Here is a 16,133-nt window from a genome sequence, read left to right as displayed (position 1 = left end):
CTAGGATGGGGGCCATGAGCGCATCAGGTGGGACCAGAGCGATCGTCGCGGCCTTCGCCGCCAACCTGGGCATCGCTCTCACCAAGTTCATCGCCTGGTTCTTCTCCGGCTCGTCCTCGATGCTCGCCGAGGGCGTGCACTCGGTCGCCGACTCCGGCAACCAGCTGCTCCTCCTGCTCGGCGGCCGCAAGGCCAAGAAGAAGGCGGACAGGGAGCACCCGTTCGGGTACGGCCGCGAGCGGTACGTCTACGCGTTCGTCGTCTCCATCATCCTGTTCTCGGTCGGCGGCGTGTTCTCCGTCTACGAGGGCGTCGAGAAGCTGACGCACCCGCACCCGCTGGAGAACGCGTGGCTGCCGATCCTGGTGCTCGTCATCGCGATCTGCCTCGAGTCGTTCTCGCTGCGCACCGCGGTGAAGGAGTCGCGCCCGCACAAGAAGGCGCTGTCCTGGCCGCAGTTCATCCGCCGCGCCAAGGCGCCCGAGCTGCCCGTGGTGCTGCTGGAGGATGTGGCCGCGCTCACCGGACTCGCCTTCGCCCTGCTCGGCGTCGGGCTGACGGTGCTGACGGGCGACGCCGTGTGGGACGGCATCGGCACGGTCCTCATCGGCGCGCTGCTGATCACCGTGGCGATCATCCTCGGCATCGAGACCAAGAGCCTCCTCGTCGGCGAGGGCGCGAGCGACGCCGACGTCGCCGCGATCGAGCAGGCGGTGCTCGCGGGTCACGAGGCCGAGCGGATCATCCACATGAAGACGCTCTACCTCGGCCCCGACGAGCTGATGGTCGCGACCAAGCTGGCGCTCGCGGGCGACCAGCGGCTGGCCGACGTCGCCGCCGCGATCGACACCATCGAGCGCCGCATCCGGGAGGCGGTCCCCGCCGCCCGCGTCATCTACATCGAGCCGGACGTCTGGGTCGACCCGAACGAGGCGGCCCCCGCCACCGACACGATCATCCTGAAGGGACTGGAGTGACCGGCACAGAGCAGACAGGCGCTCGCACCGCGCTGATCCTGCAGCACGACCCGACCATCCACCTCGGCAACATCGGGCCGACGCTCGTCGAGCACGGCTACGAGCTGCGCGTGGTCGATGCCTCCACCGAGGACGTCGCGGCGATCGACCCGACCGAGGCCGACCTCGTCGTCGTCCTCGGCGGCGAGATGGGCGCCTACGAGACCGAGAAGTTCCCCTTCCTGAACGACGAGAAGGCGCTGCTGCGCGAGCGCATCGATGCCGAGCTCCCCACCCTGGGCGTCTGCCTCGGCGCGCAGCTCATGGCCGGGGCCCTCGGCGAGCGCGTCTACAAGGGCGACACGAAGGCGATCGGCTTCCGCCGGGTCGAGCCGACCGAGGCGGGCGCCGACTCCCCCATCCGTCACTTCGACGGCGTGCCGGTGGTGGAGTGGCACGGCGACACGTTCGAGCTGCCGGAGCGCGCGACGCTGCTGGCCTCGTCGAGCGACTACTCCAACGAGGCGTTCGCGATCGGCGACTTCGCGCTCGCGGTGCAGTTCCATCCCGAGGTCACCGACGAGATGCACGAGGAGTGGGTCGCGGACGGCTACAACGAGCTGGACGAGCTCGCGATCGACCCGGACGCCCTACGCAGCGAGCGCGTCGAGTACTCGGCGAGGATGCAGGAGGCGTCGCGCGCGGCGTTCTCGGAGTGGCTGTCGGCGCTCGACGCGAAGCGGGGCACGGCGGCAGGGGCCGCGCCGGCCGCCTGACGCCCCGGCCTCAACGCCTCAGCGCTTCGCGCGGAAGAAGTCGAGCAGCAGCTCCCCGCAGTCCTCCGCGAGCACGCCGGCGAAGACCTCCACCCGGTGGTTGAGCCGCCGGTCGCGGAGCACGTCGTAGACCGATCCCGCCGCTCCCGCCTTCTCGTCCCACGCGCCGAACACGACCGTCGGGAGACGCGCCGCGAGCACCGCGCCCGCGCACATGACGCAGGGCTCGAGCGTGACGACGAGCGTGCAGCCCTCGAGGTGCCAGTCGTCGCGGGTGGAGGCCGCCTCGCGCAGGGCGAGCACCTCGGCATGCGCGGTGGGGTCATGGTGCAGCTCGCGCTCGTTGCGGCCCGTCCCGATCACCGTTCCGGTCTCGTCGAGCACGAGCGCGGCGACGGGCACGTCTCCGGTGTCGAAGGCGAGGCGCGCGTCCGCGATCGCTCGGCGCATCCACTCCTCGTAGACGGCGGGGACGGGCAGGCTCACGGCTCCTCCAAGCGGATGTTCGGCTAGCCTTGAGCCTATGCGAGTGCACGTTGCGGACCACCCCCTCATCACCCAGAAGCTGTCGGTGCTCCGTGACAAGTCGACCCCGTCGCCGGTTTTCCGGCAGCTGACGGAGGAGCTCGTCACCCTCCTCGCGTACGAGGCCACCCGCGGTGTGCGGGTCGAGCCCGTCGAGATCCAGACGCCCGTCACGACCACGACCGGGCTCGCGCTCAGCCAGCCGCGACCGCTCGTCGTCCCCATCCTCCGAGCCGGGCTCGGGATGCTGGAGGGCATGGTCCGGCTGATGCCGACCGCCGAGGTGGGCTTCCTCGGCATGGTCCGCAACGAGGAGACGCTGGAGCCGACGACGTACGCCGAGCGCCTCCCGATGGACCTCTCCGACCGGCAGTGCTTCGTGCTCGACCCGATGCTGGCGACCGGAGGCTCGCTCGGCGCCGCGATCGAGTTCCTGTTCCAGCGCAACGCGGTCGACGTGACCGCCATCTGCCTGCTCGCCGCACCGGAGGGCCTGGAGGCGCTCGAGAAGGCGACAGAGGGTCGCGACGTCACCATCGTTCTCGGCGCGCTCGACGAGCGGCTGAACGAGAACGGCTACATCGTTCCTGGCCTCGGCGACGCGGGCGACCGCCTCTACGGCACGGTCTGACGCCGGTCTGAGCGTTCGCAGAGCGCGTGAAACATTCCGTCATGATTTGACACGGCGAGTCATGCACGGGTTTACTACCGCACATGACTGACAACGCGCGTACCCTGACCTCCTTCGAGGCCCTTGGGAATGCCGGCATGATGATGGCCGGCCGCGACGCAGTCATGTGTTGCCGAATGTGCCGCTGATCTGACGACCCCTTCGCCGAGCGCAGCGCCCTCCGACCGCATCCGGTCCTGACGAGGCGCGAGCTCCCCGGGAGCGCCACCCCGCCTCCCGCGCACACACGCCGTATCTGACACGGCTCCCCACCGGATCACCGTATCATCCGCCGTTCACTCGTACCCGGGGCACCGCCCCACCGGCATCAGCGGGATCCGCGGAACATCATCATCCGAAGGACCCTCCTCCCATGTCTCTCGCCACCATCGACACCTTCCCCACCGCCGCCGCCGTCCGCCCGGCCCCCGTCGCCGCCGCGCCCGCCCCGGTCGAGGCGCCCGCGCCGGCCGCCCGCATCCGCGCCGTCCCCGAGGGCACCGAGGCCCGCGGCTTCGTCCTCTACGTCGGCATCGACGAGGCGAAGGCCGCTGCCGCCGGCACGGATCTCGGCCGCATCGTGGAGGCGCTCAAGCGCCTGACCGCGGAGCTCGCGCCCACCGCCGAGACCTACGCCGCCGTCGCCCTCGCCCCGGCCGGCGCCGGCGGCCGCGACGTCGACGTCGTCCGCCTCGCGCTGCAGGACCCGTCCGCGATCGCCAAGCACCGCCAGGCCGCGACGATCGACGAGGACGAGGACCGCGCCGCCTCCGGCGTCGTCGTCGACATCTCGCGCAAGCGCCTCGTGCTCGACAACCAGACCGTCGCGCTCACCTACAAGGAGTTCGAGCTGCTGCAGTACCTCGTGCTGCGCGAGGGCCGCACGATCGAGCGCTCGGAGCTGATCTCGTCGCTGTGGAGCAACGCCGACGATGACGACATCCCGAACGAGCGCACCATCGACGTGCACGTGCGCCGCCTGCGCGCCAAGCTCGGCCGCTACGAGGACATCGTGCGCACGGTGCGCGGCGTCGGCTACCGCTTCGACCGCCACGCCGACGTGTCCATCCGCCACTCGGGCGCCCCCTCCCCCGACCTCTTCTGACCCGCCGGCCGGGCCCTCCCCGGACCCGCGAGTACGCGCGAATTCGACCGGAAACCGCCGAGTACGCGGAAAATCCGCGTACTCGGCGGTTTGCCAGCGGGCGCGGGGGCAGGTCAGGCCTGGCGCTGGTAGGCGCGGAAGGCGAGCGTCGCGAGGGTCGCCATCACGGCGGCCAGCGCGGCCAGCAGCGCGACGTGGCCCCAGAGGGCCCCGGTGTCGGGGGTCGCGCTCAGCGCCTCCCGTCCCACGATGACCGCCCACTCGAACGGGTTGTAGGCGGCGACGTTCCGCACCCACTCGGGTGAGAGCGATGTGTTCATGATCGCCGAGCTGAGGAACATCAGCGGGAGGGTGATCAGCTGCGAGATGCCGATCAGCGCCGTCTGGTCCCGCGCGAGCAGCGCGACCGCGTTCGACAGCGACGAGAACACCGCCGTCAGCAGCACCACCCCGAGCAGGAGCAGCAGGATGCCCGCGACGCCGCCCTCGAACCGGGCGCCGGCCCAGAACGCGATCCCGAGCACCACCAGCGACTGCAGCACGGCCAGCAGGGACTGGTAGACCAGCGTCGACACGATCATCGCGCCCCGGTTGGCGGGCGAGGTGAGGAAGCGGTCCATCACTCCGCGGTCCATGTCCTGGATGTAGACGGTCCCCGACCACGCGCTGCCGAACAGGGCCAGCATCATGACGACGCCCGGTGTCAGGTACTCCAGATAGCTCTGCCCCACGCCGAAGCCGGGGATCTCGATCACCGACTTGAAGAGCTGGCCGAACAGCAGCAGCCAGATGACCGGCTGCACGATGTTCATGACCAGGAAGGCGGGCATCCGCAGTGCGGCTCGCACCTGCCTACCGGTGAGCAGGAGGGTGTGGCTGAGGAACGTCGGCCCGCCCCGGCGCACCGGGCGGGCGGCGGAGGTGGTGGTGGCGATGGTGGTCATGATGCGGACTCCACGAGCTGCTCTGCACCCGTCTGAAGGGAGGCGGACTCCTGCGCCCGGGTGAAGGTGCGGCCGGTGTGCCGCAGGTAGACGTCGTCGAGGCTGGGTCGGGCGACGGTGGCGGAGGCGACGGCGACGCCGGCGGCCTCCAGGGCGGCGAGCGCGAGCGGCAGGGTCGCTGCGCCGTCGTCGGCGCGTGCGCGCAGCGTGCGTCCGTCGCCGCCGACCTCGCGGAGCGCGTCGACGCGCTGCACCGCGCCGAGCGCCGTGAAGGGGTCGGCGCCGTCGGCGGCCAGCTCGACCACGATCGCGTCGCCGCGCAGCCCGCTCTTGAGCTCGTCGGGCGTGCCCTCGGTGACGACGTGACCGTGGTCGACGATCGCCAGTCGGTCGGCGAGGCGGTCGGCCTCGTCGAGGTAGTGCGTGGTCAGCAGCACGGTGAGGTTCTCGGCAGCGGTCATCCGGTCGAGCTCCAGCCAGAGCTCGGCCCGCGCCTCCGGGTCGAGGCCGGTGGTCGGCTCGTCGAGGAAGAGCACCTGCGGTCGGTGCATGAGGCCGATGGCGACGTCGAGCTTGCGGGCCATGCCGCCGGAGTAGGTCTTGACCTGCCGGCGGGCGTGCTCGGTGAGGCCGAAGCGGTCGAGCAGCTCCGCGGCCCTTGCCTTCGCCTCCCCCGCCCGCATCCCCTGCAGGCGCCCGGCGAGGACGAGGTTCTCGACGCCGGTGCCCATGGGGTCGGAGACCGGCTTCTGGGCGACGAAGCCGATCGCCCTCCGCACGCGCGCGGGATGGCGGGCGACGTCGATCCCGGCGACGAACGCCGTGCCGCTGTCGGCGCGCGCGAGGGTCGAGAGGATCTTCATGGTCGTCGACTTGCCGGCCCCGTTGGGTCCGAGCAGGCCGAAGACGGTGCCGGAGGCGGCCTCGAAACCGAGGCCGTCGAGGGCGCGGACGGGAGGCTTGCCCCTCCCGCCGCTGTAGGACTTGACGAGGTGCTCGGCGGCGAGCGCCGAGCCGGTGGTGGGTGCCACGACGGGCTCCTTTCCCGCCACCGAGGGGGAATATCATGGAATACGACCCTCGGTGACTGTTGACGCAGGTTCCTCACGGAACGCAATCGGTGGTCTGGATGGCCGGGGAGTTGCCGCTCCCCGGCCATCACTTCGTTGTCAGTTCCCCAGCAGCTCGGCCGCCTCCGTTCCGAAGTCGCCCGATGTCACCCGCGAGCGGATGTCATCCATGCTGAGGCCGTCGGCGAGCAGCGCGTGCAGCTGCCGCCACCACTCCGCGCCGCCGACGGTGCCGGCGCGGACGCGCGCGGCGAGATCGGCGACGAAGGCGCGCTCGGCGTCGAGCATCGCCACCCGGTAGTGGGATTCGATCAGGAGGAGCTCGGGGAGGCCGAGGCCGGCCGCGCGCTCGTTCTCGGCCCGGCGGGACGCGAGGTCGGCGTCGAGCCCGGCCACGCGCTGCTCCAGCAGGTCGGCTGCGGCGTCGGGAGGGAGCAGGGGGAGCAGCGAGAGCGCGGTCTCGATCGCCGGGTACTCCTTCTCGGGCACCGCGATCAGTTCGCGCAACCACTCCTCCGACTCCCGACGGCCCGCGTCGGTGATCGCATAGACGATGCGTTCGGGCCTGTTGCCCTCGCGCTCGGTCTGCGCGACCTCGATGAAGCCGTGCTTCTGCAGCGCCTTGATGACGGTGTAGAGCGAGCCGAAGTTGAGGCGGATGCTGTCCTCTTTGCCGCGCTCGCGCATGGTCGTCGTCATCTCGTACGGGTACATCGGCTTCTCCCACAGGCAGGCGAGCACCGCCAGCGCCAACGGGTTGGACACCGCGCGCTTGGTCATTCGCCACCTCCTACTCGTTGCCGATTACTCGTGACAGAGTATCCGACGACGAGTATGGGGGCAAGAGCAACGCAGGGACTCTGCGACGGCGCTCACGCGCGCAAAGCGAACTCGCAGAAAAAATAACGACTTGATAACTAGGCACCGTTACCCTTCCGTTATATAGTCGAAGGGCAGTGGTCGTTTGCTGTGGCGACCATCGCGGAATGTGATTGCAGGACACTCTTGGTGCAAGGGAGAGGGCCGGCCGCTAGCCTCTGCGGTCGGCCCTCGATCTGTCTCGGGCACCCTTCTGCACATCCCTCCTCTTCTCCCGCCTCCGGTCACGCGGTGTCATCCCCGTGGTGGCACGGATGGGCGTGTCGGCGCATCATGGGAAGATGCGAATGCATCGATGACGCGTTCGAGCACGGGAGGCACTGGGGATGGGCAGCGAAGGCACGGCGGCGGCGCCCGCCCGGCATCGCATCAACGCCGTGACGGCCTGGGAGTCGCTGTTCCGGGCACAGGTCGCGGTGATGCGCACGCTCGCAGCCGAATTCCCGACGCGGGACATCTCGTTCAACGAGTACGACGTGCTGTTCAACCTGTCGCGGCAGCCCGACCGCCAGCTGCGGCTGCGCGACCTCAACAAGCACGTCCTCCTCACGCAGCCCAGCGTCAGCCGGCTCGTCGACCGGCTGGTGGCGCGCGGCCTCGTGGCCAAGTGCCCCGAGCCGAACGACGCGCGCGGCACGGTCATCCGGCTCACCGAGACCGGGTACGACATGTTCCGGAGCGTCGCTGTCGACCACATGAAGACGATCACGGCCCGTGTCGGCGGCCGCCTCGACCCCGACGAGCTCGAGCAGCTGGCGGCGCTGTGCGACAAGCTGCGTGGCGCATCCTGAGTGCCCCCTCCGGGGGGTTCCACCCCGTCCGCGTATCATGACTCCATGAGTCGGACCGAGCCGAGACGTCGCTGGAGATGGGGATGGGCCCCCGCCCTGGTGGGCTTCGTCGCGCTGAGCGGCGTCGCCGGCCTGCTCGCCGCCGCGGCCGTGACCCCGGCCGTCGCGCTCACGGGGTCGGCGGCCGACAACACCATCAGCGTGTTCGACGGGCTGCCCGAGTACATCAAGGTGGAGCCGCTCGCGCAGGCGTCGACGATGTACGCCAAGTCGAACGGCCGCGACGTGCCGATCGCGAACTTCTACTCCCAGAACCGCGTCGAGGTCGGCTGGGACGCCATCTCGCAGAACCTCAAGGACGCCGCGGTCGCCACCGAGGACCCGCGCTTCTACGAGCACGGCGGCATCGACGTGACCGGCACCCTGCGCGGCGCCGTGCTGACCGCGCTGCACAAGTCCGTGCAGGGCGGCTCCTCGATCACGCAGCAGTACGTCAAGAACATCCTGGTGCAGCGCTGCGAGGGCAAGCAGCCCGACCCGACCGCGTCGGACGAGGTGCGTAAGAAGCAGCAGGACGCCTACGAGAAGTGCTACCAGGACGCCACCGAGGTCGACCCGGTCCGCAAGCTCAAGGAGATGCGGTACTCCATCGGCCTCGAGAAGGAGTACTCGAAGAACGACATCCTGCAGAGCTACCTCAACATCGCGCTGTTCGGCGGCCGCGTCTACGGCGTGCAGTCGGCGGCCTCCTACTACTTCGGCGTCTCGGCGAAGGATGTGAACCTGCAGCAGGCCGCGACCCTCATCGCGATCCTCAACAACCCGGACAACCTCCGCATCGACCGCCCGAACGACAAGGAGAACGGCGCGGCGAACCACTACCAGGAGACGCTGAACCGCCGGAACTACGTGCTCGACCGGATGCTGATCAACGGCAAGATCACGCAGGAGGAGCACGACGCCGCCATCAAGTCGCCCGTCGAGCCCAAGATCACGCCCGTGCAGAACGGCTGCATGACGGCCCAGCAGTACAACGCCGCGTTCTTCTGCGACTACGTCGAGCGGGTCATCGAGCAGGACCCGGCGTTCGGCAAGACCGAGGACGCCCGCACCAGCTACCTCAACCGCGGCGGCCTCAAGATCTACACGACGCTCAACCTCGACCTGCAGGGCGCGGCGCAGTCGGCACTGAGCGCGTACATCCCGCCGACGCACCCCAACCTCGACCTCGGATCCGCCAACGTGTCGGTGGAGGTCGGCACCGGCCGGGTCGTGACGATGGTGCAGAACCGGCCGTACGACAACACGGCGGAGCCGGCACCGGGAACGACCGCGGTCAACTACACCACCGACAGCAACTACGGCGGCTCTGAGGGCTTCCAAACCGGATCCGCGTACAAGGCGTTCGACCTGCTGGAGTGGCTGCAGGAGGGGCACTCGCTGTACGCGAGCGTCAACGGCACGCAGCACTCCTTCCCGCAGACGTCCTTCCACTCCAGCGACCCGTGCAACGACATCGGCGGCCTCCCGTGGAACGTCGCGAACGACGAGGGCGAGTCCGTCAGCAGCACGTCGGTGATGAACGCGACGGCGCAGTCCATCAACACGATCTTCGCCAAGATGGCGACCCAGCTCGACCTCTGCGGCATCAAGCAGCGGGCGAAGGACCTCCTCGTGCACGGTGCCGACGAGGCGGTGAACCCGTTCATGGCGAACCCCTCCTCCGTGCTCGGCACCAACTACATCGCCCCCCTGACGATGGCGACCGCGTACGCGGGCATCGCCAACAACGGCGTCGCATGCAGCCCGGTCGCGATCGACAAGATCGTGGACGCGCAGGGCCGCAACCACGCCGTGCCGAAGACGCAGTGCTCGACGACGCCGATCGATCCCGGCGTCGCAGCGGCCGCGATCTTCGCGCTGCAGGGCGTCCTGCGCGGCGGAGGAACCGCCGTGTCGGCGAACCCCGGCGACGGCGTGCCGATCTTCGGCAAGACGGGCACGACGGACGACTCGGTCGAGAACTGGCTCGTGACCTCCACCAGCAAGGTCGCCCAGGCCACCTGGGTGGGCAACGTGGAGGGCGGCGTCGCGCTCCGCAGCCAGAGCTTCCAGGGCATCGGCGGCGGCAACGTGAAGTTCGCGATCGCCAAGCCGATCCTCGCCGCACTCAACGCCACGTACGGCGGCGCCGCCTTCCCGGCCCCGCCCGCCAAGTACCTCAGCGCCCCGCCCGCGCCGAAGCCGACGGCTCCGAAGCCCGCGCCCGGGCAGCCCGCGCAGCCGGCGCCGCCCGCGCAGAACGGCGGCGGCAACGGCGGGCCCGGCGGAGGCAACGGCAACGGCGGCAACCCGCCCGGCCGCGGCTGATCACGGGGTTCCGCGCAGCACACACTGAAGTTGTTCTCAGCACACGGATTGACCAGCAGAGAAACCGACACGCGCCGTTATCGTTAGCAGCGTGGGCCGTACACCTGATCCCAATCGCAAGCCGGAGCTCCTGGCTCGCATCATGGACCATGTCGCCACGGAGCCGCTGTCGCGGATGACGTTCCGCAGCCTGGCGAGCGCGCTCGGCGTCAGCACGTACTCCTTCGTGTACCACTTCGGCTCCCGCCAGGAGATGATCGACGCCATCCTCGAGGAGGGCGTTCGGCAGCAGTCCGAGGCGCTCACGAGCGTCGACCTCTCCGCCTTCGACCGGGCGCAGTTCCACGACTGGTACCGGGAGGCGTTCCGCGCCTCCCTGCAGGACGGCAGCCGCACCAGCCTCCGGCTGCAGTTCGAGGCCGGCGCGCTGGAGCCGGTCGACCCCGACATCGGGCAGCGCGTCACGACGTCGTTCAAGGCGTGGCGCGATCTCGTGAAGGCGTGGCTCAAGAAGCAGGGCATCGACACCCGACGTGCCGGCGTGCTCGCCAACTGGCTCGTCGACACCGCGGCCGGCCTCCACTTCGGCTTCCTGCTGACCGGCGAGCGCACCGCGACGATGGCCGCCTTCGACGTGTTCATGGCGGCGTTCGAGCGCGAGGCCTTCGAAGACGCCGAGGCGCGGGCGGTGCAGGCGGCGGGCTAGTCCCCTCCTCGCTCAGTCGCCCCTCCTCGCTCAGTCGCCGCGCTCGGAGACGGCGCGCACGCCCTCCAGCATCGTCACCCAGTTCTCGCGCGAGTGGCGTGCGGCCTCCGCGGTCGGGTTGTTGTCCTGGTCGAGCGTCACATGCGTGCCGCCGGGGATCTCGTCGAGCTCGAAGCGGAGAGTGTGGTAGTTCTCGGGCACGTCGGGCTCACCGCTGAGCGGGCTGAAGTGCGTGAGCACGATGCGCCAGGGCTCCTCGCGGTCCTCCAGCTCGATGACGCGGCCGTGGTCCTCGAACGAACGGCCCTCCCACGTGCCGCGCCAGACGATGGGTGAGCCGATTCGCCAGTCCGAACGCACCTCCGCGCCGAACATGATCTCGGGATGGCGACCGTTGGTCGTCAGCACCCGCCACACGGTGCGCCGCGGCGCCTCCACGTCGATCTCGGCCCGCGCCACGTAGTTCCCCATCGCCGCCTCCCGCCCGTCCGCCGTCCCTGTGCCGCCTTCTCTGGGCGCAATCACACACCAGCGACGGTGGCGGGCACAAGCGTCCGATGGGGCGGGCCGCCGTCAGCGGGCGTAGACCACGGCCTCCCAGGGCGCGAGCGAGCCGGTCGGCGAGGGCGCCGCATCGGGGGTGTTGGCGAGCAGCGGCTCGGCGTCCTGCCACTCGGCGACCGCCTCCACGTCGTACGTCGCCGGCTCCCCGCTGAGGTTGGCCAGCACCAGGAGGGAGGCGTCGCCCAGCCGCCGCGCGTATGCGAAGATCTGCTCGTGCTCGGGCAGCACCAGCGTGAAGTCGCCGGTCGCCACCACCTCGGAGCGGTGCCGCAGGTCGATGAGCGCCCGGTAGTGCGCGAACACCGAGTCCGGGTCGCCCACCTGGGCCGCCGCGTTCACCTCCGGGTAGTCCGGGTTCGGGGCGATCCACGGCTCTCCGGTGGTGAAGCCGGCACCGGGAGCGTCGGACCACTGCATCGGCGTGCGGGCGTTGTCGCGGCTCGTGCGGCGGAGCGCGACCAGCACCTCCTCGGCGGGCTGCCCCTGCAGCTCCACCGCCTGCGCGTAGTGGTTGAGCGTCTCGATGTCGCGGAAGTCGCCGATGGCGTCGAAGGGCACGTTCGCCATCCCGAGCTCCTCGCCCTGGTAGACATACGGGGTGCCGCGCATGAGGTGCAGCACCGTGCCGAGCGCCTTGGCCGACACGACCCGGTGCTCGCCGTCGTCGCCGAACCGGCTGACGACGCGCGGCTGGTCGTGGTTGTTCCAGTACAGGCTGTTCCAGCCGCGCTCGGCGAGGCCCTCCTGCCAGGCGGCGAGGTTGCGCTTGAGGTCGAGCACGCCGATCGGGCGGTGATCCCACTTGCCGCCGGGGCCGTGGTCGAGGTCGACGTGCTCGAACTGGAACACCATGTCGACCTCCCCGCGCTCCGGATCGGTGAAGAGCACCGCGTCGTCGATGGTGACGCCCGGCATCTCGCCGACGGTCAGGTAGCGGTCGTCGCGCCCGGCGAGAACCCGCTCGTGCATCTCGTGCAGGAACTCGTGGATGCGCGGCCCCTGCGCGATGTGCGGGTGCGCGTTGCCGTACAGCCCGCCGGGAGGCACCTCGCCGTCGGGCAGGCCCGGCTGCTTGGAGATGAAGTTGATGACGTCCATCCGGAAGCCGTCGACGCCGCGGTCGAGCCACCAGTTCATCATGTCGTAGACGGCCTCCCGCACCTCCGGGTTCTCCCAGTTGAGGTCGGGCTGCTTGCGCGAGAAGAGGTGGAGGTAGTACTCGCCGCTGGCAGGATCGAGCTGCCACGCGGGCCCCGAGAAGAACGAGCCCCAGTTGTTCGGCTCCGCGCCCTCCTCGCCCGGCTGCCGCCCGTCGCGCGCCGGACGCCACCAGTACCAGTCGCGCTTGGGGCTGTCGGGCGACGAGGCCGACTCCACGAACCAGGGGTGCTCGTCGGAGGTGTGGTTGACGACGAGATCCATCACCAGCTTGATGCCGCGCGCGTGCAGCCCGGCGAGCAGCTCGTCCAGGTCGCCGGAGGTGCCGAACAGCGGATCGATCGCCCGGTAGTCGCTGATGTCGTAGCCGTTGTCGTCATGCGGCGAGGCGTAGATGGGCGAGAGCCACACGACGTCGACGCCCAGCGCCTCCAGGTGGTCGAGGTGCTCGATGATGCCGCGCAGATCGCCGATGCCGTCGCCGTCGCTGTCCGCGAAGCTGCGCGGGTAGACCTGGTACACGACTGCGGACTGCCACCACTTGTCACTCACGGGGTTCACCCTACTCAGAGCGGGCTCAGAGCTCGACGCGGCCGCCGGTGCGGAGGGATTCGCGGGCGGCGAGGGCGACGCGCAGGGCATCCACTGCGGCAGCGACGGGTGCGCGGTCGGGTGCTGCGCCCGACGCGATGCACTCCAGGACGTACCTCGCCTGCTCCACGAACGGGTCGCCTTCTGCGGCCGCCACCCGGTCGGTGCCGCGGTCGCCGATGACCTCCAGCTCGCTGCGGAAGGGCTCGCCCTCCGGCAGGTCGGCCGCGCTCGTGAGCTGCGCCACTCCGCCGTCCTCGTACTCGATGGTGGTCGCGACCGCGGTACCGAACGCGCCGCCCGGCGCGCCGACGCTCGCAGCGCCCACACTCGTCACCGCGACCGGACGGCCCAGCAGCAGGTTCGCCTGGTCGATGTCGTGGATGGCGAAGTCGACCAGCATGCCGCCCGAGCGCTCCTCGTCGGCGAGCCAGTCGGCCCACCGGGGTGCGGCGGAGACGCGGGAGGCGCGCACGAGGCGGGGTCGCCCCACCGAGCCTGCGGCAACGCGCGTGGCCAGCGCCGCGTAGCCCGGGAAGAACCGGACCACGTGCGCCACCATCAGCATGCCCGTCGACCGCGAGGCGACCGCCGCCAGCGCCTCCGCGTCGGCCACGGTGAGGGCGATCGGCTTCTCGAGCAGGACGTGGCGGCCGGCCTCCAGCGCCTGCGTGGCGAGCGCCGCGTGGGAGGGCGTCGGGGTGCAGAGGGAGACGATGGTCAGCTCGGGATCGGCGAGCGCCTCCTCCAGTGTCCGCGCCCAGCGCGCGTCCGGGGCGCCGGGGAGGTCCGGTCGCGTGCGCGGCGACACCGCCCAGCGGACGGGGACGCCGAGAGCCGCCCAGGCGGCGGCGTGCGCCCGGCCCATCCGGCCGGCGCCGACGATCGCGACCGCGCCCGCTCCCGCGCCGTGCGCGCCCGCGCTCACCGCACCACGAGGTTCACACGCGACGGCGCGAACAGCTCGTCGAGGATGAGCCGGCCGGCGCCGCGGATGCCCGCCTGGTCCTTCGCGACGCTCACCGCGATGTCGAGCTGGTCGGTGATCATCGGCAGGCAGTCGGAGTAGATCGCCGAGCGCACGCCCGCGACGAAGGCCTCCGCCTCGCCGAGGATGCCGCCGAGCACGAGCCGCTGCGGGTTGAAGAAGTTCATGATGGTCGCCAGCACACTGCCGGTGCGCAGGCCAGCCTCCCGCAGCATCAGCGTCGCGCGGGGGTGCGCGTCGCGGGCCAGCGCGAGCACATGGCCGGTGTCGGCGACCTCGACGCCGGACTGACGGAGGGAGGCGACGATGGCCGCGCCTCCCGCGACCGCGTCGAGGCAGCCGACCCGGCCGCAGGAGCACAGCACGTCGGGGGCGCCGGGCACGGTGACGTGACTGATGTCGCCCGCCATGCCGTGGTGACCGTGGTAGACGCCGCCGAAGGCGATGACGCCGCAGCCGATGCTGGAGCCCGCCTTCACGAAGACGAGCTGCTGCGCCTCCTCACCGGCCTCGCTCAGCTCGACCAGCTCGCCGAGCGCCATCAGGTTGGCGTCGTTGTCGGCGGCGGCGGGGAGGCCCGAGAGGCGTGCCAGCTCGGCGGCCACGTCGACGCCGTTCCAGCCGGGCATGCGCGAGGGCGACACCATGCGCCCGCTGGTGGAGTCGACGGGGCCGGGGAGGCCGATGCCGAAGCCGCGCAGCGTCTGGCCGGGGGCGGCGTGCGCGGCGGTCAGCTCGGCGCCGACCTCGCTGATCCACTGCAGGATGCGCTCGGGGCCGTCCGCGATCCGCATGGCCTCGTTGCGCAGCGCGAGCAGCCGCCCGCCGAGGTCGAACAGGCCGAAGGTCGCGTGGTGCGACCCGAGATCGACGGCGCAGACGACGCCGGCCGACGGGTCCACCTCGAGCGCGCGCGGGCGGCGACCGCCCTGCGAGACCCCCGCTCCCGCCTCCCGGAGGTAGCCGGCGCCGATGAGCGCGTCCACCCGCTGGGCCACGGTGGAGGGAGAGAGCCCGGTGCTGCGCGCGATGTCGGCGCGCGACCGGGCGCGGCCGGAGCGCACTAGCTCGAGGATGCCGCCCGGCGTGGACGCCGCGTGCGCCGGGGCGTGGCCCGGTGCGTCGATGGTGCTCGTCATGGCGCCGTCCTCTCGTCTGCAGTGAGGATACTGTACCGACTTCCTCCAATTCCGGATTAACTAATTCCAATATTGCACTGAAGGCGGATCACTTAGTACGCTCGTCGCAACCTGCCCCACCGACGATGCGAGGAACCCGATGACCGTCTCCGACACCCGGCCCATGGTGAGCCTGCGCTCGGTCGACAAGCACTTCGGCGACCTGCACGTGCTCAAGAACATCGACCTCGACGTGGCCGCCCAGGAGGTCGTCGTGGTGGTGGGCCCCTCCGGCTCCGGCAAGTCGACGCTGTGCCGGTCGATCAACCGGCTCGAGACGATCGACGGCGGCGAGATCCGCGTCGACGGCGAGCTGCTCCCCGAGGAGGGCGCGGCGCTGGCCCGGCTGCGCGCCGAGGTCGGCATGGTGTTCCAGTCGTTCAACCTCTTCGCGCACCGCACGATCCTCGACAACGTGACCCTCGCTCCGCTCAAGGTGCGCGGGACCCGCAAGGCCGAGGCGGAGAAGACGGCGATGGAGCTGCTCGACCGGGTCGGGATCGCCGACAAGGCGCACAGCCACCCCGCCCAGCTCTCCGGCGGGCAGCAGCAGCGCGCCGCCATCGCCCGCGCGCTCGCCATGCAGCCCAAGGTGATGCTCTTCGACGAGCCCACCAGCGCGCTCGACCCCGAGATGGTCGGCGAGGTGCTCGACGTGATGACCTCCCTCGCCAAGGAGGGCATGACGATGATCGTCGTCACCCACGAGATGGGCTTCGCCCGCCGCGCCGCCGACCGCGTCGTCTTCATGGACCGCGGTCAGATCGTCGAGGAGGCGACCCCCGCCGAGTTCTTCGACTCGCCCCGCACCGAACGGGCGAAGTCGTTCCTGGCCTCCGTCCTGTCGCACTGACAGCCGGAG

General features: G+C 70.7%; 16 protein-coding genes. 8 read left to right on the top strand and 8 right to left on the bottom strand.

From position 1 onward, the window contains the following. Positions 1 to 14 precede the first annotated feature (14 nt). Together P5G50_RS06075 and P5G50_RS06070 are read left to right on the top strand one after the other, a co-directional pair. The gene (locus P5G50_RS06075) at positions 15 to 977 is read left to right on the top strand and encodes a cation diffusion facilitator family transporter (RefSeq protein WP_301210459.1); all 963 of its coding nucleotides are present in this window, start codon (positions 15 to 17) and stop codon (positions 975 to 977) included. Further along, entirely contained in the window at positions 974 to 1,732 is a 759-nt protein-coding gene (locus P5G50_RS06070) for a glutamine amidotransferase (protein ID WP_301210458.1), read from the top strand. Before P5G50_RS06075 ends, P5G50_RS06070 begins: the two co-directional genes overlap by 4 nt. 18 nt (positions 1,733 to 1,750) lie before the next feature. Here the strand turns inward: P5G50_RS06070 and tadA are convergent, their stop codons facing one another. Beyond that, complete coding sequence (tadA, locus tag P5G50_RS06065; protein ID WP_301210457.1) at positions 1,751 to 2,218, bottom strand: tRNA adenosine(34) deaminase TadA; 468 nt, start codon at positions 2,216 to 2,218, stop codon at positions 1,751 to 1,753. A 37-nt stretch (positions 2,219 to 2,255) separates the two neighbouring features. On the opposite strand from tadA, the gene upp reads away from it, so the two are divergent. Continuing rightward, positions 2,256 to 2,888, top strand: a complete 633-nt coding sequence (gene upp, locus P5G50_RS06060) for a uracil phosphoribosyltransferase (protein WP_301210456.1) — start codon at positions 2,256 to 2,258, stop codon at positions 2,886 to 2,888. Between the two features lie 412 nt (positions 2,889 to 3,300). After that, complete coding sequence (locus P5G50_RS06055; RefSeq protein WP_301210455.1) at positions 3,301 to 4,032, top strand: winged helix-turn-helix domain-containing protein; 732 nt, start codon at positions 3,301 to 3,303, stop codon at positions 4,030 to 4,032. A gap of 113 nt (positions 4,033 to 4,145) precedes the next feature. Here P5G50_RS06055 and P5G50_RS06050 read toward each other — a convergent pair whose 3' ends face one another. From P5G50_RS06050 to P5G50_RS06040, 3 genes are all read right to left on the bottom strand, one after another. Then, on the bottom strand, positions 4,146 to 4,976 hold the full coding sequence (locus tag P5G50_RS06050) for an ABC transporter permease (RefSeq protein WP_301210454.1): 831 nt from the start codon (positions 4,974 to 4,976) through the stop codon (positions 4,146 to 4,148). Next, the gene (locus P5G50_RS06045) at positions 4,973 to 6,007 is read right to left on the bottom strand and encodes an ABC transporter ATP-binding protein (RefSeq protein WP_301210453.1); all 1,035 of its coding nucleotides are present in this window, start codon (positions 6,005 to 6,007) and stop codon (positions 4,973 to 4,975) included. The genes P5G50_RS06050 and P5G50_RS06045 overlap by 4 nt, the downstream gene beginning before the upstream one ends. A gap of 138 nt (positions 6,008 to 6,145) precedes the next feature. Further along, the gene (locus P5G50_RS06040) at positions 6,146 to 6,826 is read right to left on the bottom strand and encodes a PadR family transcriptional regulator (RefSeq protein ID WP_301210451.1); all 681 of its coding nucleotides are present in this window, start codon (positions 6,824 to 6,826) and stop codon (positions 6,146 to 6,148) included. Positions 6,827 to 7,251: 425 nt separating this feature from the next. On the opposite strand from P5G50_RS06040, the gene P5G50_RS06035 reads away from it, so the two are divergent. The 3 genes from P5G50_RS06035 (at position 7,252) to P5G50_RS06025 (ending at position 10,792) form a co-directional block, all read left to right on the top strand. Further along, positions 7,252 to 7,716, top strand: a complete 465-nt coding sequence (locus tag P5G50_RS06035) for a MarR family winged helix-turn-helix transcriptional regulator (protein WP_301210450.1) — start codon at positions 7,252 to 7,254, stop codon at positions 7,714 to 7,716. Between the two features lie 45 nt (positions 7,717 to 7,761). Further along, positions 7,762 to 10,086: a transglycosylase domain-containing protein gene (locus tag P5G50_RS06030; RefSeq protein WP_301210449.1), complete on the top strand. Its 2,325-nt coding sequence runs from the start codon at positions 7,762 to 7,764 to the stop codon at positions 10,084 to 10,086. 142 nt (positions 10,087 to 10,228) lie between these two features. Continuing rightward, the gene (locus P5G50_RS06025) at positions 10,229 to 10,792 is read left to right on the top strand and encodes a TetR/AcrR family transcriptional regulator (protein WP_301230573.1); all 564 of its coding nucleotides are present in this window, start codon (positions 10,229 to 10,231) and stop codon (positions 10,790 to 10,792) included. A gap of 30 nt (positions 10,793 to 10,822) precedes the next feature. On the opposite strand, the gene P5G50_RS06020 is transcribed toward P5G50_RS06025, so the two are convergent. The 4 genes from P5G50_RS06020 to P5G50_RS06005 form a co-directional block, all read right to left on the bottom strand. Further along, positions 10,823 to 11,263, bottom strand: a complete 441-nt coding sequence (locus P5G50_RS06020; RefSeq protein ID WP_301210447.1) for an SRPBCC family protein — start codon at positions 11,261 to 11,263, stop codon at positions 10,823 to 10,825. A 102-nt stretch (positions 11,264 to 11,365) separates the two neighbouring features. Next, positions 11,366 to 13,066, bottom strand: coding sequence for an alpha-glucosidase (locus tag P5G50_RS06015; protein ID WP_301210446.1), 1,701 nt, complete (start codon positions 13,064 to 13,066; stop codon positions 11,366 to 11,368). A 25-nt stretch (positions 13,067 to 13,091) separates the two neighbouring features. Continuing rightward, a complete protein-coding gene (locus P5G50_RS06010; RefSeq protein WP_301210445.1) occupies positions 13,092 to 14,033 on the bottom strand; it encodes a Gfo/Idh/MocA family protein in 942 nt (313 codons plus the stop codon). Beyond that, positions 14,030 to 15,232 carry an ROK family transcriptional regulator gene (locus P5G50_RS06005; protein ID WP_301210444.1) on the bottom strand — a complete coding sequence of 401 codons (1,203 nt, stop codon included), beginning with the start codon at positions 15,230 to 15,232 and terminating at the stop codon, positions 14,030 to 14,032. Before P5G50_RS06005 ends, P5G50_RS06010 begins: the two co-directional genes overlap by 4 nt. Positions 15,233 to 15,371: 139 nt before the next feature. Here P5G50_RS06005 and P5G50_RS06000 point away from each other — a divergent pair, with 139 nt between their 5' ends. Further along, complete coding sequence (locus P5G50_RS06000; RefSeq protein ID WP_301210443.1) at positions 15,372 to 16,124, top strand: amino acid ABC transporter ATP-binding protein; 753 nt, start codon at positions 15,372 to 15,374, stop codon at positions 16,122 to 16,124. Positions 16,125 to 16,133: the final 9 nt, after the last annotated feature.

The sequence above is a fragment of the Leifsonia williamsii genome, assembly GCF_030433685.1.
Lineage (GTDB): Bacteria > Actinomycetota > Actinomycetes > Actinomycetales > Microbacteriaceae > Leifsonia > Leifsonia williamsii.
Note: the sequence above shows the minus strand (reverse complement) of the source record. Positions and strands in the feature narration are given on the sequence as shown.

Excerpts from the sequence above, each read along its gene's own strand:
- P5G50_RS06055 (WP_301210455.1), top strand. The coding sequence starts at position 3,301 with ATGTCTCTCGCCACCATCGACACCTTCCCCACCGCCGCCGCCGTCCGC.
- upp (WP_301210456.1), top strand. The coding sequence starts at position 2,256 with ATGCGAGTGCACGTTGCGGACCACCCCCTCATCACCCAGAAGCTGTCG.
- P5G50_RS06000 (WP_301210443.1), top strand. The coding sequence starts at position 15,372 with ATGACCGTCTCCGACACCCGGCCCATGGTGAGCCTGCGCTCGGTCGAC.
- P5G50_RS06075 (WP_301210459.1), top strand. The coding sequence starts at position 15 with ATGAGCGCATCAGGTGGGACCAGAGCGATCGTCGCGGCCTTCGCCGCC.
- P5G50_RS06040 (WP_301210451.1), bottom strand. The coding sequence starts at position 6,826 with ATGACCAAGCGCGCGGTGTCCAACCCGTTGGCGCTGGCGGTGCTCGCC.
- P5G50_RS06030 (WP_301210449.1), top strand. The coding sequence starts at position 7,762 with ATGAGTCGGACCGAGCCGAGACGTCGCTGGAGATGGGGATGGGCCCCC.
- P5G50_RS06050 (WP_301210454.1), bottom strand. The coding sequence starts at position 4,976 with ATGACCACCATCGCCACCACCACCTCCGCCGCCCGCCCGGTGCGCCGG.
- P5G50_RS06020 (WP_301210447.1), bottom strand. The coding sequence starts at position 11,263 with ATGGGGAACTACGTGGCGCGGGCCGAGATCGACGTGGAGGCGCCGCGG.
- P5G50_RS06035 (WP_301210450.1), top strand. The coding sequence starts at position 7,252 with ATGGGCAGCGAAGGCACGGCGGCGGCGCCCGCCCGGCATCGCATCAAC.
- P5G50_RS06005 (WP_301210444.1), bottom strand. The coding sequence starts at position 15,232 with ATGACGAGCACCATCGACGCACCGGGCCACGCCCCGGCGCACGCGGCG.
- P5G50_RS06025 (WP_301230573.1), top strand. The coding sequence starts at position 10,229 with ATGGACCATGTCGCCACGGAGCCGCTGTCGCGGATGACGTTCCGCAGC.